The following is a 13,956-nucleotide window of genomic DNA, read 5'->3' as shown; positions in this document are numbered from 1 at the left end:
TAAGCTAAGCTTATCTATCGGAACACCAAATGGCCGCGCTTCCATCCCTGAAAGGACTGCAAGCCTTCGAGGCGGCTGCACGCTCGGGGAGCTTTGCCGCGGCGGCGGAAGAGCTGTCGATCTCGGCGGCGGCCGTCAGCCAGCTTATCCGCACTGTCGAGGAGCAGATGGGCCGCAAGCTGTTCCATCGCGTCAACCGTCGCGTGGTGCTGACCGAAGCCGGCGTCGAGATGCTGCCGAGGCTGACCTTGGCCTTCCAGGAGATCGGCAGCATCGCGCGCGGCAGCGATGCCTTCCGCCCGCGGCTTGTCATATCGGTGCCGCCGTCCATGGCGATGGGCTGGCTTTCGGAACGTCTCGCCGGCTTCGTCGCCAGCCATGGCGCCGTCGACATCTCGCTGCGCGGTGATGACGACCCGGTGCCGTTCGACCGTGAACTGATCGACCTCAGACTGTCCTTTGGACCGCATTATCGCGAGCACCCGACAGAGGACGTTGTCAGGGACGCCGTCTATCCCGTCTGCGCGCCTGGACTTGCCGCCAGATCGGAAAACCTGGCCGGCCTGCCGCTGATCCACACCGATTGGGGACCGACCGGAGCGTCGTTTCCGTCATGGCGCAACTGGTTCGAGGCGGCTGGCATCGAGCCCGGCCGGGCAGTCCAGCGCGGCCTGTCGGCGAACTCGTCGCGGGCAGCGCTCGACCTGGCCATTTCAGGGTTGGGCGTGACGCTGGCACAAGGCATCTATTGCGCCCAGGCGCTGGAAGACGGCCGGCTGGTCCGGGCAAATGCCCTATCGATCGCGCTGCGCCAACCCTATTGCCTGACGATCCCCGAGCGCAGCGCAAGGCGCGACGTGGTTGCGGCGTTTCGCAATTGGTTGATCGGGGAATGCCGGCGGTCGGTGGGTTCGCCGGCGCTCCGATGATTGCGTGCCCCCGCTCAGACATGGGCGGCGAATGCCGCCCCACTCAGAGATGGCTGGCCAATGCGGCGACCATGTCCTTGTTCGTCGCCACGGGAATGATCTCGAACTCCACAAGGTCAGCCCATTCGATGACCCAGCGCTGCAGCAGCGTGACGTCATCGGCCTCGACCAGAAGGAAGCAGCGGCTCATATCCGCCGCGATCCACGAGTGGTGCACGACAAGCTCATCCGGCTTCAGGCGGCCGCGCTCGCCGAAGCGACGATAGATCTCCTTGCGATCGCAGCCGGTGAAATCCTCGATGACGATGAACTGCATACTTCCCCCTCGCCTTGAATTACCGCCCGGGACGGTCGAGCCGCTCCAGGAACCATTGCGTCAGCCGCACCCAGACCTCGTCCTTTTCGCCGGAATCCTCCCAGCCATGGTCGAGATTGGGGTTGTCGTTGACCTCGATGACGAAGACGCCATCCTTGGTTTCCTTGAGGTCGACGCCGTAAAGCCCGTCGCCGATGCAGCGCGCCGCCTTCACCGCCGTCTCGACGACATGCGGCGGTGTCTCTTTCAGCGTGAAGGTCTTGATACCGCCCTGGTCGGGCTTGCCGCTGGCCTTGTGGTTGACGATCTGCCAGTGCTTTTTGGCCATCAGATAGTGCACGGCAAACAGAGGCTGGCCGCCGAGCACGCCGACACGCCAGTCATATTCGGTCGGAATGAATTTCTGCGCGATCAGAAGATCGGAATCCTCCAGCCACTCGGTGGCGAGTGTCTTCAGTTCCTCGAAGTTGCCGCATTTCTTGACGCCGCGCGAGAACGATGAGTCCGGGATCTTCAGCACCAGCGGAAAGCCCAGCGTCTGCGCCGCCAGTTCGAGGTCCGTGGTGCCGGCAATCATCACCGTCGGCGGCACCGGCACCTTGTTGTAGGCCATCAGCTCGTTGAGATAGACCTTGTTGGTGCAGCGGATCATCGACAGCGGATCGTCGATCACCGGCATGCCTTCCTGCTGGGCGCGGCGCGCGAAGCGGTAAGTATGGTTGGAGATCGAGGTGGTCTCGCGGATGAACAGCGCGTCGTAATTGGCGAGCTTGGCCAGATCCTTCCTGGTGATCGGTTCGATTTCGACGCCCATCTTTTCGGCGATCTTGGCCCAGTAGCGCAGCGAGGAAATCTCTGACGGCGGCAGTTCCTCATGCGGATCGACCAGCGTGGCGAAAGTGTAGCGCGCCGGTGTGCGGCCCTTGGTGTCACGCCACTCGCGGTTGGTGTAGGTCTCGAGCGCCTGCACGAATAAGGCTTCTTCCTCCTCGGTCATCCTGGCCAGCGGCAGGAAGCCGATCTTGCGGATCGAAGCCCATTCGGCGCTGTCCTTGATGTGGACCTCAAGCGCCGGGGCGCGGAACCAGTCGAACAAAAGCTTGGCGAAGCGATCCCAGATCTTCGACGGGCCGATGCCGAAGAAGATGCAGACTTTTTGCGGAAAGACGCCGCCGAGATCCTTGCGGCATTTGTTGAGCGCCAGTTCCAGTTCCGGCAGCGCGTGCTCGTAGAGCTTGCGCTCCGACAGGTCGATCATCGTCTCGACCGTCGGGATGACCTTGTGGCCGCGCGAACCGGCGAGCAGCGAGGCATAGTAGCCGCGGCTCTGGTAGGCGTAATTGTTCGACAGGTTGATGACCTTCGGCTGCTGGCCGCGAAACAGCGCCGGATGCGCAAGATAATCACGGTTGGTGATGATCTTATGCGGCGTCGCGGCCTGGTCGAGATCGTTCTGCCGGCCGGTGAGGATGACCCAGGTCATTGTTATCTGCGTTTCCCAAGAGTGATGGCGGCACGCAGTCCGTCGCGGCCGAATTGCGCCATGTTCATGAAGATGCCGTGCGGCACGGGAATGTTGGCGGCATCGAGGATGGTCTCCTGTCTTTCGTCCTCGACCCAGGGATCGTGGATGAGGATATGGTCGCCGTCATCGCCGATGGCCAGCACCCAATGCGGCACCTTCTTGCCGAACATCAGGAAACCGCTGATCAGCACCAGCACCAGTTTGCCTTCGGCCAAAGCGCCACGGATGTCGTCGATGGCGAATGGACGGTAATTCACCGGGATGCCGTATTGTTCCGCGCGGCGGCGAAAGTCGACCTGGGCGAGTTCCATCACCCGGCGCTTGTCCTCGCTGCGCACCGACTGCAGGAACAGCGCGCCATAGAAGGACACGAAGATTTCCGCCGCCAGCCCGTTTTCGTGGCCTGCCACCGCAAGGCCGAACGGCTCGCAGCCGCCAGGGCCTGACATCATGAACACCGTCGTCGCCTCACGCCACAGGCGGATTTCCATGACCGGATCGGGCACGAAGCCGGAATCGAAATTGGCCATCGCCATCATCAGGCAGCATGGGCCGCAGGTGAATTCGCAGGTCTGCTGGTAGAATGGCACTTTGGTGGCGACCGGAATGTCGCCGCGCAAGGTCTTCTCATAGCGCAGCGCCGTCTCGCCATCCTCGTAGTAGTGGGGTTCGCGGCCGATCTTCCGGTAGCCGCTCTGCTCATAGATGCGGATGGCGCGAAGATTGTCCTCGCGCACTTCGAGGCGCAGCATCATGCGGTCGTGCTCGAAGGCGGCCTCTTCGGCCGCTGCAAGCAGCATGCGGCCGAAGCCGAGGCCGCTGAAAAACGGACTGGTGGCAAGCGAGTAGAGCCGGGCGACGCCGCTGCCCTTGCGAAACAGCACCACGGCGTAGCCGGCGACGCGGCCATCGCTTTCGGCGACCAGCATCTCTGCGGTCTCGCGTTCGATCAACAGGCGGAAGGAGCGCCGGGAAATGCGGTCACTGGAAAAAACCGCCTTCTCGATGGCGGCGAGGTCATCGACGTCGGACGCGCGGGCCTTGCGAATCTCGGCAGGCATGCGGGTTCAGAAAACCTCGATTGAGTGGGTGGAAAGCCCCGGTCGAACACGTCGCAAACATCAGCCGAAACGCCGATATCATCCAAGCGCTATCGCACCTTGAATAGGGCCGAATTGTGACAGGTTCCGCCGCGAGTGGGGGGCGATGAGAGCGGGACCACGAAGTGCGCCGCCGCCCCTTTGCACGACTGCGAAAACGAAATGCGCTCAACTGGCGAGACCGGCCACTAGCTGGCCATAGGCGCGCTTGGCCACTGCCGCCAGCTGCTCGCGCGGCAGCGAACCGACGACTGCGCAGGCATAGCCCTTGTCCAGCCAGTAGACCGCCTCGGGACCGCCGGCGTCGGCCGTGTAGGTACCCTTGGACTTGGCTGAGGAATCAGCGGTAACGAACAGCGAGATGCGCTGGCCCTTGGCGTCCTCGTAAAGCAGCATGGCGGCCTTGCCCTGGCCGGCGGGCAGCAGCCGGCCGCCAACCAGTTGGAAGCCCTCCGCCACCAGATCGGGCGCCACCAGCTTCAGGCCGACGCGGTTGGACAGCCAGGTCTGCAGATGATCCTTGTCGCTGGCCGGCACTTCCACCGCATGGCGTTGTTCGGCGGCATAGATGACATGGGCGGCGATAGCCTCTTCGGCCAGCTGGTCGTCTGCCCCGTCATCCCTGCCGATACCGTCGATGCCGGCAAAATAGCCGCCAAGACCGCCGACGACGAGCACCGCGGCCGCCGCGGCTGCAAGCCACCAGCGCGACTGCCGCGCCGCCACTTTGGTCGCGCCTTCACCGCGCACGATCTGCTTCAACAGCACCGGCACGGGCTCGTCGAGCACGCCGGCAAAGGCGGCGCGCAGTGCGGCGCGGTCGGCGGTGTAGCGGGCGCTTTTCGCCTTCATTTCGGGATTGGCGTCGATCCAGGCGTCATAGGCGGCGCGCTCGTCGCCCGGCAGTTCACCGTCGAGGGCCAGGTGGATATCGCGTTCGGAAAAATCGCGGCGGGTCATTTCTCGACGATCCTTATCGAGCGGCGGCGCGCGGTGTCGTCGAGCAGGCTGCGCAGCTCCTCGCGCCCGCGCGCTATGCGCGACATCAGCGTGCCGGCGGGCACGCCGAGAATGTTGGCGGCCTCGGCATAGGAAAAGCCTTCGATGGCGACCATCACGAGGGCGGCGCGGCGGTCGGGGCTGATCGCCTGCAGAGCGTCGATGATCTCGCGCGAGGCAGCATTCTCCGCCTGCTCGGCGGGGACTGCCTGCGCCTCGTTTGCGTCGAGCGGCAGGATCGCCGCCTCACCGCGCCGGTTCACCTTGCGCATCTGATCGATGAACAAATGATGCATGATCGTAAACAGCCACCTCCGGGGGCTTTCTCCTGTCTGCCAGCCCTCGAGCCGCAAGAGCGCCCGTTCGAGGCAATCCTGGACGAGATCGTCGGCGGAATCGCGGTCGCGCAGAAGCGAGCGTGCGTAGCGGCGCAGGCGCGGTATTTCACCAAGGATTGCTGCCTTCTTTTCGTCCATGACCGCTGGTTCTGAGGTCGCCCTTGTTTAACCCGACTGAACGCGCCTTCCCGGCGCGGCGCAAGCGGCCAGCGCGAAGCGGTCCGCCGCCCCGGTCACCCAAGCAATGAGATAACGACACCGCTGGCCGATTTATTCCTGGCTAAATGGAAATCTTATTGTTCTTGCTTGTCTTTATCCACTTCCCTCGCCGCCCGCGTCAGCAGCCGCTGATAGAACAGCCCGATGCCAATCAGCACCGCACCCAGGCCGATAAAGGACAACGCCCTGAGCACGCCTTCCAGCTCCGACATGTCGAAGAGGAAGACTTTCACCACGGCGATCGCGATCAGCGCCGCCGAGGCAATGCGCAGCACCTGCGATTTCAGCCAGACGCCGGCGGTCAGCAGCACGACGCCGATGACCAGCCAGAGCGCCGAATAGGTGTAGGTCTCGAGCTGGCCGAGACCGCTCCACAGGCCGATGAACTCGCCCTTGAACACGCGCCTGACCGACAGTGTGGCGTAGGCGAAGACAAGCAGTGCCGCGACCACCGCCAGCATCTGCGCATACCATGGCGGCCGCTTGTCCCTGGCATAGAGCGCCAGCCCGCCGGCGGCGATGGCCGGCAGGAGGTAGGCCAGGAACAACAGGTTGAACACCGGGATCTGACCGGTCGACTCGTCTGTGAACAGCGGGTTCAGCACCAGGAAATGCTGGAAGACGATGAAGGCGACCGAGACCACGCCGGCGGCCATCGAGCCGTAGCGCAGCACCGAGCTTGGCGAGCGCATGTCGATGGCGACCAATATGGCGCCGGCGCCGATGGCGATCAGCGTATAGATCGCCTGTTCGGCGAGCGTGACGGTGCCGGTGTCAATGATGCCGCCATGCATGGCGTGGCGTACCAGCATCGCGACGGTGAGCAGCGCGAACAGGGCTGCACCCGCCTCCATGGCAAGGCGTGGCCGGCCATTGGTGGTGCGGGCGAGCTGCCAGGCGGCAAAGCCGAAGGCCAGCGCCGGCACGCCGTATCCCGGCAGCAGCCAGTTGAACACGGGCGTCTTCGTGAGAAATTTCGCGCCGACGATGGTCGGATCGAAGGCGATACGGCCAAGCACCGCGACGACCGCGCCAACCGAAATCCAGCCGAGCACCGGATAGGAGCGCCAGCGCGTCGCCAGCGCCGGCACGACGGCGGCCACGCCGGCAAGCAGCGTGGTCCAGCCGGAACCGAAGGCCATATGCAGCATCAGGAGGCCGGCCAGAGCCGAGCCGCAAAGCGCGAAGGAGACGGCGATGTCGCCCTTGAGCGGCGGCTGTTCGGCGCGCGCGATCCCTTCGCCGCCTGCGGCGAAGACGACAACCAGAAGGGCAGCGACCGCGGCGTAAGCAAGGTCGCGGTCGAGATTGCCGTAGGCGAACCAAAGCGCCAGCAGGATGACCAGCGGCGCGGCGACGCCCCATGCCGCCCAGCATGCCGCGCGAACCTGCGCGGTGGCGGCGAAGCGGCGTGCGGCCCAGAAGCCGGCGCCGATGAAGACCAGGCCAAGACCAATGCCGATGCGCAGCGTCCACGGGTTTCCGGCGGCCACCGGCATGCCGTCAAAGCCTATGTTTCCCTGGGATATGTCCGAGCCGATGGTAGCGGGCGGAATAATGCCGAGATAGATCATCACGCTCACCACACCGGCGGCATGAAGAAGGGGCAAAGCGCGCGGCATGTAGAGTGCGGTGGCGACAAGGGCAACAAGAACGGTAGCGCCCGGCAAGGCGCCGCCGGCGGCGACCAGTGTCGTGTCGACGGACAGGCCGAGCGCCGAAAACGCAACGAAGACGCCAGGCACGATCGAGGGCCAGTCGAAGCCATTCCTTGCCGTTTCCGCTTCGCCGCCACGACTGCCCAGCCAGATAAAAGCAAGCACAGCCAGCGTCACCGCGTCGATGAACAGGATGACGGCAAGGTCGGTTCCGGGCGCAGCCATCATGTAGGCGATGGTCCAGGCGCCGGTGCCGAAGAAGGCCGCCGCGATCAGGAATTTCCAGTCGCGCATGCGGGCGATCACCGCGGTGGCGGCAAGCACGATGGCGAGATAGATGAACAGCGCCCATGGGTTGGGTGCCTGCGAGGACACAAGCGCCGGCGTTGCCATTGAACCGACAAGGCCGATGCCGGCCAGCGCCTGGCCGTGGACGAGAGCGGCGACAATCGTCGCCACGCCGATGGCGCCGAGCACGGTGAAGGCGAAGGCCGGGCCGACGAAGCCGTAAACGGCGTGGGCGGCATAGACCGTGCCGAACAGGATGAAGGCGCCGGCGGCCGTCAGGATCGCCGGGATGTAGGCGCCAGCCACTCCTTCCACCGGGACCTTGAAGCCCGTGCGGCGGATGAACTCGCCGCCGCCGATCAGCACCAGACCGAGCAATGCCGCCAGGGCCAGCCGCACTTCCGGGCCGAAAATGCCGGCCTCGATGGTGTAGCGGATCAGGAACAGGCCGCCCAAGGCCAGCGCGATGCCGCCGACCCAGACCGCCCATCGTGTGCCGAGCGCGGTTTCGACTTCGGACTGCCGGGCCGCTTTCGCGGTGGCAGCCGGCGCGGATCCGGTCAACGCCGCCTTGGCCGCTGCTGACAGTTCCGGCATGGGCTCGCTGGTGGCCGCTTCGGGCGCCGCGGACGGCGCTTGTGCCACTTCGGCCACTGTTGGCGAAGCTATGTCGGCAATCGCCGTGGTGGCCTGAGCGGCATCCGCCGGCACGCTGTCATTTACGGTCGCCTCAACAGCCTTGGCAGCGGGCGCAGCAACATTCACACCGGACAGAACCAGACTGCGCAGCGCGCCGAGTTCGCGCTCGATCAGGCTGATGCGGCCCTGCTGGCGCAAGACGAGGACGAACAGCACGACAACGACGACAGCGCCAATCAGGCTTTCAAACATGGCGGTTCCCCCAAACCAGGCCAGTTTTCACTGACAATTGCGGCGGCCACACGGCCACCCCAGACGGCTATTCAAGTCACGCCACCGCAATGGTGACTGAAGAGAAATCATCGAGCATGTTTCGCCGGCAAATTCCAGCAGCCTACAGTCGTTATCCTCACCCATCATCTCGGATGGTCAGGAATGACGCGCCACAGCCACTTGCCAGGGACCATGTTATTCTCAGGTGAACTCCAGGGAAAATCAAATGCCTAAAAGAAGCGCGGGACTGCTGATCCACCGGACAAGGGCCGGCATTCTCGAGTTTCTGCTGGTCCATCCCGGCGGTCCCTTCTGGGCAAGGAAGGACGAAGGCGCGTGGTCTATCCCCAAGGGTCTCATCGAAGAGAACGAGGATGAGCTGGCGACCGCCCGGCGCGAGGCCGGAGAGGAACTCGGCGTCGCCATCGATGGCGATTTCGAACCCGTTGGCAGCTATCGGCAACCGGGCGGCAAGATCGTCATCGCCTGGAGCGTCGAAGCCGATATCGATACCGATGCCATCAAAAGCGACATGTTCACCCTCGAATGGCCGCCAAGGTCGGGCTCGATGAAGGAATTCCCCGAAGTCGACAGAGCCGGCTGGTTTTCATTGCCTGAAGCCAGCCTCAAAATCCTCAGCGGTCAACGTGCCATCCTCGATGATTTCATGGGACGGCGCAAAGCCGGCTGAGCCAAAGCCGCCTTCCTCAGCGCGCCGCCAGATTGGCGGCTGGGAAGATCGAGCATGTCTCGGTGCCGAAGGCGAGCAATTTGCCCTGCGCGTCCTTCAGCGTTGCTTCCGATACCGCCAGCGTGCGGCCTTTGTGGACGATCTTGCCCTCGCAGACGACTTCGCCGGTCTTCGGCGTGATCGGCCGCGTAAAATTCACCTTGAACTCCGCCGTCGTGTAGGCCTCGCCTTTCTCGAGCAGCGTCTGCACTGCGCAGGCCAGCGCCGAATCCACCAGCGTCGCCGCCCAGCCGCCATGCACGCCGCCCAGCGGGTTGAGATGGCGCTCGCTCGGCATGCCGCGAAACACCGCCCGCCCCTCCGACACTTCGGTCAGGGTAAAATTCAGCCGGAAGGAAATCGGCGGCGCCGGATAGTTGCCGTCGACGATGCGCTGCAAAAGGTCGATGCCGCTGTATTCGAGGAGGTCGCCAAGCGGAATGGTGCCGAGCCCAAGCGGCGACACCTGGCCGGGATAAAGTTCGACTTCGCTCATATGATGATGCTCAGGTTGTGATTTCTGGGGCAGCGTGTGTTGTTGCGGCGGCCTTGCCGCCCGAATGGTGCTTGCGCAAGGCGGCGAGGAAGCCGGCACGCGCGTCGGGCTGTTCGGTGCCGCGCGGCTCATAGACATGGCGGGTGAAGAAGAAACCGGTCAGCCGGAAAGCATCCTCGAGTGCCGCCTGATCGGCGCGCAGACCAGAGCCGCGCTGCAGGAAGGCCGGCAGCGCCAGCATCTTGTCGCGCCATGGCGCGCCGGCCTGGCGCGACACGGCGCGGCCGGATTTCGGCGAGACATAGGCCAGATCCTGCCGGGCGCCAGTCGCCGCGCACTGGCTGAGATCGAGGCCGAAGCCGAGCTCGTCGAGGATGAGCAGTTCGAAGCGCGCCACCAATTCACCGGCGGCATCTGGATCGTCGAGATGGGCGATCATCACGGCCAGCGTCTCGTAGAGGCCGCCATGGGCGTCGCGCTCCGGCAGCAGCCTCAGATGCGCGGCCATGGTCTGCAGGCCGTAGACGGCCACCGCGCTGTCCATCAGCCGGGCGGCATTCATCTCGATCGCCTCGGCCTGAAAGATGCCGAGATGCTCGTCGAGGCGGGCCCGCCACAACAGGTCGACACGATTGCCGGGCTGCAGCACCGGCTGCTGCTTGCGCGAGCGGCCGCCGCGCACCAGGCCGAGATGGCGGCCATGCGCGCGCGTCATCACCTCGAGGATGGCGCTGGTTTCGCCATGCTTGCGGGTGCCGAGAATGATTCCCTCGTCGCGCCATTCCATGCCGGGAGCTTGTCACCGGATGCGTGGCGAAATCAAGGATGGGGCGGAGACGCGCTCGGGCATACTGACATTGGTAGCCGCCGAAATATCGGAAAACCATCGGAAAGCCGTCGGGATTTTCCGCCCCGCAGCCGTCAGTAAGGACGGGTTGGCCGACACGGCCGACGCACAACCTTCCGAAATGTTCGGATGGTTCGTGTCCAGATGCATGTCGACCGATCGGGCAGCCCGGCGACCTCTCATGCACTCTGCCCGAGAGGACCCGACATGATTTCCTTGCTGAGCCTGGTGCGAAGGCACCAGCTGATATCCTTCTTTTCAATGGCGCTTGGCCTGACCTGGCTGTTGTTCATCCCATTCTGGCTGACGAAGGGCGACAGCATTCCGTGGTTCACCTTCGGGCCGGTGGTTGCCGCCTTCACCGTCGCGGCTCTTTCGGGAAGCTTGGCCTCGGTCAAGGCCATCCTTGCCTCGATGGTGAAGTGGCGGGTGCATCCGCTGTGGTATCTCGTGGCGTTCGGCCTGCCGTTCGCGGCACAGCTGGCCTCGATCCTGATCAATCCGCTGCTTGGGGCCTCAGCGCCCGCCTGGAGCAACATCCCGGCGATGAGCGAGATCCTGCCGATCATCGCGCTCTATGCCGTCTTCAGCGGCCCGCTCGGTGAAGAGCCGGGTTGGCGCGGCTTTGCGACGCCGCGGCTGCTGGCCAGCCATTCGGCGCTCACAGCCAGCCTGATCCTTGGCGTGCTCTGGGCGATCTGGCATTTTCCGCTCGGCCTGGTCGGCGACCTCAGTGTCTACGGCACGATCAACGTATTGCTGGCCGGCATCGTCTTTACCTGGCTCTGTCAGAATACCGGCAGCGTGCTGCTCGCCTTCATCATGCATGTCACGCATCAGAACAGCGTCCGCTTCCTCGGCAAAGTGTTCACTGGCGGCGACTATGTGCAACAGCAATGGATCGGTGTCGCGATCTGGGCGATGATCGCGGCGGCAATCGTTGCCTATTACGGCACAGAAAGCTTTGTCCGCCGGCCCAAGGTTGCGCTTGCAGTCGCGAGTGCGGCCTGACCGTCACGCCACTCGCGCATGGTCGGCCAGCACCTCATCGATCACGCGCCGGGATCTTTCGGCCTCGGCCTGGTTGGCGTCGTGTCCGGCAACGGTGATCAGCACGACGAAGCTCAATGGGGAAACTCAAGCCCCATCTCGCGGTAGCGCTCGGGATCGTCGCCCCAGTTCTCCCGCACCTTGACGAACAGGAACAGGTGCACCTTCTGTTCCAAAATGCCGGCGATCTCCATCCGCGCGGCCTGCCCGATGGCGCGGATCGTCTCGCCCTTGTGGCCGAGCACGATCTTCTTCTGGCTGTCGCGCTCGACATAGATGGTCTGGTCGATGCGCACAGAGCCGTCCGGCTTCTCTTCCCATTTCTCGGTCTCGATATGCGAGGAATAGGGCAGTTCCTGATGAAGCCGCAGATAAAGCTTCTCGCGGGTAATCTCAGCCGCCAGCTGGCGCATCGGCAGGTCCGAGATCTGATCCTCCGGATAGTACCAGGGGCCAACTGGCAGCGCCTGCGCGAGGTAGTCGAGCAGGTCCTTGCAGCCGGAGCCGGTCAGCGCCGAGACCATGAAAGTGCGCTTGAACGGCACTTTTTCGTTTGCTGCCGCGGCCAAGGCCAGCAGCGCCTCGTGCTTGACCCGGTCGACCTTGTTGAGGATCAGCACCATCGGCTGGCGCACGTCTTTCAGCCGCTCGAGGATGGCATCGGCATCGCCCCGGATGCCGCGCTCGGCATCGATCAAGAGCAGCACGATATCGGCGTCCTTGGCGCCGCCCCAGGCGGTGGTCACCATCGCGGTGTCGAGCCGGCGCTTCGGCTTGAAGATACCGGGCGTGTCGACGAAGACGATCTGTGCATTGTCATGCATGGCGATGCCGCGCACGATAGCGCGGGTGGTCTGCACCTTGTGGGTGACGATCGACACTTTGGCGCCGACCAGTTGGTTGACCAAAGTCGACTTGCCGGCATTGGGCGCGCCGATCAGGGCGACGAAGCCGGAATGCGTTGCAGGCGCTTCCGCTGCCGAGGGCAAGTCTTCGCTGGCGGTCATGCCGCACTCCCTTGGTTGGCCCAGATGCCTTCGCGCACAAGAAATGCCGATGCCGCCGCTTCTTCGGCTGCACGGCGAGAGCCGCCCATGCCGCTTGCCGGGGCAAAACCACTGACCTTCACGGACACCGTGAAGACCGGTTGGTGTTCAGGTCCTTCGCGTTTTTCGATCGCGTATTCGGGCCTGACATCGCTGCTCTTGGCGATCCATTCCTGCAGGTCGGATTTCGGATTGGGCGGCTTTGCCACGACCTTTTGCGAGCGCGGCTCCCAGTATCGCAGGACGAATTGCCTGGCCGCATCGAGGCCGCCATCGATATAGACCGCCGCGATCAGCGCCTCGACCGCATCCGCCAGATAGTTTCCGCCCGAGCCGCGCGAGCGCGCCTTCAAGGCGGCGTCGGCGCGGACCAGATCTTCCAGCTGCATTTCAATGCCGATCTCGGAGCATGTCCGCGCATCGACCAGGGCATTGAAGCGCGGCGCGATTTCACCTTCCGGCGCTTCGGGAAATTTTTCGAAAAGCAGGTCGGCAACGATCAGGCCGAGCACGCGATCGCCGAGGAATTCGAGGCGCTGGTTGTTGCTGTTGGCCCTGACCGCACTGGAATGGGTCAGCGCGGTCTCGAGCAAACGGACATCCCGGAAGGAATGGCCGGTTCTGGCTTTCACCAAACCGGCCAGAGTTTCACCAGTCGGGCGCTTCAAAGCCATCAATTTACGAAATGGAACATGCGCGACAGGCGCACCAGCGACGGCCATTTCCAGATCTCGAGCGGACTCGCCTTCCCGGCAATCGAGAAGAAGACGATGTTGGCGCGGCCGACCAGGTTTTCAGCCGGCACGTAGCCGACGCTCAGGCGGCTGTCGGAGGAATTGTCGCGGTTATCACCCATCATGAAATAGTTGCCGGGCGGCACAACGAACTCGCGGGTGTTGTCGGTGATCGAATTCGGTGTCAGGTCGAGCGTGTCGTAGCTGACGCCGTTGGGCAGAGTCTCGCGATAGACATCAACCGGCTCGGGCACTTCCGTGATATCAGGATTTTGGATCTGGCCGGTCTTCACGCGCGGCACGCCTTGGCCATTGATGAACAGCTGGCCGTCCTTCATCTGGATATGGTCGCCAGGGAGGCCGACGACGCGCTTGATGTAATCGAGCGACGGATCCGGCGGGAACTTGAACACCACCACGTCGCCACGCTTCGGGTCGGAACCCCAGATGCGGCCCGAAAAGATGTCGGGCCCGAACGGCAGCGAATAGCGCGAGAAACCATAGGACCATTTGGTGACGAAGAGATAGTCGCCTTCGAGCAAGGTCGGCCGCATCGACCCCGACGGGATCGAGAAGGGTTGGAACAGGAGCGTGCGGATGACCATGGCCAGCAGCAAAGCCTGGATGATGACGCTGACGATTTCGCCAAGCCCGCCGGATTTCTTCTCGGATTTTTCAGCCACGCTCATGTCGTCCTCGATTGTGCTTGGATGGTATAGAGTCTCGGCGCGCGCTGGGCAACGTCATGCCGGCGTTAGATATAATCGCC

At 63.8% G+C, this 13,956-nt stretch carries 14 protein-coding genes; 3 read left to right on the top strand and 11 right to left on the bottom strand.

Going from position 1 to position 13,956, the window contains the following annotated elements; all coding sequences use genetic code 11:
- The first annotated feature begins 29 nt into the window (after positions 1-29).
- Positions 30-929 carry a LysR substrate-binding domain-containing protein gene (locus tag JQK88_RS08710; protein WP_203278066.1) on the top strand — a complete coding sequence of 300 codons (900 nt, stop codon included), beginning with the start codon at positions 30-32 and terminating at the stop codon, positions 927-929.
- A gap of 43 nt (positions 930-972) precedes the next feature.
- Here JQK88_RS08710 and JQK88_RS08705 read toward each other — a convergent pair whose 3' ends face one another.
- From JQK88_RS08705 to JQK88_RS08680, 6 genes are all read right to left on the bottom strand, one after another.
- Positions 973-1,245: a DUF3303 domain-containing protein gene (locus tag JQK88_RS08705; RefSeq protein WP_112560740.1), complete on the bottom strand. Its 273-nt coding sequence runs from the start codon at positions 1,243-1,245 to the stop codon at positions 973-975.
- Positions 1,246-1,264: 19 nt separating this feature from the next.
- On the bottom strand, positions 1,265-2,728 hold the full coding sequence (locus tag JQK88_RS08700) for a RimK family ATP-grasp domain-containing protein (protein WP_192256718.1): 1,464 nt from the start codon (positions 2,726-2,728) through the stop codon (positions 1,265-1,267).
- A gap of 2 nt (positions 2,729-2,730) precedes the next feature.
- Positions 2,731-3,831 (bottom strand): peptidase C39 family protein, encoded by a 1,101-nt coding sequence (locus JQK88_RS08695; protein ID WP_112560738.1) that lies wholly within the window; start codon positions 3,829-3,831, stop codon positions 2,731-2,733.
- Between the two features lie 207 nt (positions 3,832-4,038).
- Entirely contained in the window at positions 4,039-4,830 is a 792-nt protein-coding gene (locus JQK88_RS08690) for an anti-sigma factor family protein (RefSeq protein ID WP_192256716.1), read from the bottom strand.
- Positions 4,827-5,345, bottom strand: a complete 519-nt coding sequence (locus JQK88_RS08685; RefSeq protein ID WP_192256714.1) for an RNA polymerase sigma factor — start codon at positions 5,343-5,345, stop codon at positions 4,827-4,829. The genes JQK88_RS08690 and JQK88_RS08685 overlap by 4 nt, the downstream gene beginning before the upstream one ends.
- Before the next feature lie 155 nt (positions 5,346-5,500).
- Complete coding sequence (locus JQK88_RS08680) at positions 5,501-8,263, bottom strand: DUF2339 domain-containing protein (RefSeq protein WP_203278065.1); 2,763 nt, start codon at positions 8,261-8,263, stop codon at positions 5,501-5,503.
- Positions 8,264-8,510: 247 nt separating this feature from the next.
- Here JQK88_RS08680 and JQK88_RS08675 point away from each other — a divergent pair, with 247 nt between their 5' ends.
- Positions 8,511-8,975, top strand: a complete 465-nt coding sequence (locus JQK88_RS08675) for an NUDIX hydrolase (RefSeq protein WP_203278064.1) — start codon at positions 8,511-8,513, stop codon at positions 8,973-8,975.
- Positions 8,976-8,991: 16 nt separating this feature from the next.
- Here the strand turns inward: JQK88_RS08675 and JQK88_RS08670 are convergent, their stop codons facing one another.
- Entirely contained in the window at positions 8,992-9,510 is a 519-nt protein-coding gene (locus JQK88_RS08670) for a PaaI family thioesterase (protein ID WP_203278063.1), read from the bottom strand.
- 10 nt (positions 9,511-9,520) lie between these two features.
- Positions 9,521-10,297 (bottom strand): DNA repair protein RecO, encoded by a 777-nt coding sequence (recO, locus tag JQK88_RS08665; RefSeq protein WP_203278062.1) that lies wholly within the window; start codon positions 10,295-10,297, stop codon positions 9,521-9,523.
- A 267-nt stretch (positions 10,298-10,564) separates the two neighbouring features.
- On the opposite strand from recO, the gene JQK88_RS08660 reads away from it, so the two are divergent.
- Positions 10,565-11,368 carry a type II CAAX endopeptidase family protein gene (locus JQK88_RS08660; protein WP_192256709.1) on the top strand — a complete coding sequence of 268 codons (804 nt, stop codon included), beginning with the start codon at positions 10,565-10,567 and terminating at the stop codon, positions 11,366-11,368.
- Between the two features lie 113 nt (positions 11,369-11,481).
- Here the strand turns inward: JQK88_RS08660 and era are convergent, their stop codons facing one another.
- The 3 genes from era to lepB are packed head-to-tail and all read right to left on the bottom strand — an operon-like array spanning position 11,482 to position 13,876.
- Entirely contained in the window at positions 11,482-12,414 is a 933-nt protein-coding gene (gene era, locus JQK88_RS08650; RefSeq protein WP_203278061.1) for a GTPase Era, read from the bottom strand.
- Positions 12,411-13,127 (bottom strand): ribonuclease III, encoded by a 717-nt coding sequence (gene rnc, locus JQK88_RS08645; protein WP_203278060.1) that lies wholly within the window; start codon positions 13,125-13,127, stop codon positions 12,411-12,413. Before rnc ends, era begins: the two co-directional genes overlap by 4 nt.
- Entirely contained in the window at positions 13,127-13,876 is a 750-nt protein-coding gene (gene lepB, locus JQK88_RS08640) for a signal peptidase I (RefSeq protein WP_192256705.1), read from the bottom strand. The genes rnc and lepB overlap by 1 nt, the downstream gene beginning before the upstream one ends.
- Positions 13,877-13,956: the final 80 nt, after the last annotated feature.

The sequence above is a fragment of the Mesorhizobium caraganae genome (assembly GCF_016836705.1).
GTDB lineage: Bacteria > Pseudomonadota > Alphaproteobacteria > Rhizobiales > Rhizobiaceae > Mesorhizobium > Mesorhizobium caraganae.
Note: the sequence above shows the minus strand (reverse complement) of the source record. Positions and strands in the feature narration are given on the sequence as shown.

Excerpts from the sequence above, each read along its gene's own strand:
- JQK88_RS08710 (WP_203278066.1), top strand. The coding sequence starts at position 30 with ATGGCCGCGCTTCCATCCCTGAAAGGACTGCAAGCCTTCGAGGCGGCT.
- JQK88_RS08705 (WP_112560740.1), bottom strand. The coding sequence starts at position 1,245 with ATGCAGTTCATCGTCATCGAGGATTTCACCGGCTGCGATCGCAAGGAG.
- JQK88_RS08700 (WP_192256718.1), bottom strand. The coding sequence starts at position 2,728 with ATGACCTGGGTCATCCTCACCGGCCGGCAGAACGATCTCGACCAGGCC.
- JQK88_RS08695 (WP_112560738.1), bottom strand. The coding sequence starts at position 3,831 with ATGCCTGCCGAGATTCGCAAGGCCCGCGCGTCCGACGTCGATGACCTC.
- JQK88_RS08690 (WP_192256716.1), bottom strand. The coding sequence starts at position 4,830 with ATGACCCGCCGCGATTTTTCCGAACGCGATATCCACCTGGCCCTCGAC.
- JQK88_RS08685 (WP_192256714.1), bottom strand. The coding sequence starts at position 5,345 with ATGGACGAAAAGAAGGCAGCAATCCTTGGTGAAATACCGCGCCTGCGC.
- JQK88_RS08680 (WP_203278065.1), bottom strand. The coding sequence starts at position 8,263 with ATGTTTGAAAGCCTGATTGGCGCTGTCGTCGTTGTCGTGCTGTTCGTC.
- JQK88_RS08675 (WP_203278064.1), top strand. The coding sequence starts at position 8,511 with ATGCCTAAAAGAAGCGCGGGACTGCTGATCCACCGGACAAGGGCCGGC.
- JQK88_RS08670 (WP_203278063.1), bottom strand. The coding sequence starts at position 9,510 with ATGAGCGAAGTCGAACTTTATCCCGGCCAGGTGTCGCCGCTTGGGCTC.
- recO (WP_203278062.1), bottom strand. The coding sequence starts at position 10,297 with ATGGAATGGCGCGACGAGGGAATCATTCTCGGCACCCGCAAGCATGGC.
- JQK88_RS08660 (WP_192256709.1), top strand. The coding sequence starts at position 10,565 with ATGATTTCCTTGCTGAGCCTGGTGCGAAGGCACCAGCTGATATCCTTC.
- era (WP_203278061.1), bottom strand. The coding sequence starts at position 12,414 with ATGACCGCCAGCGAAGACTTGCCCTCGGCAGCGGAAGCGCCTGCAACG.
- rnc (WP_203278060.1), bottom strand. The coding sequence starts at position 13,127 with ATGGCTTTGAAGCGCCCGACTGGTGAAACTCTGGCCGGTTTGGTGAAA.
- lepB (WP_192256705.1), bottom strand. The coding sequence starts at position 13,876 with ATGAGCGTGGCTGAAAAATCCGAGAAGAAATCCGGCGGGCTTGGCGAA.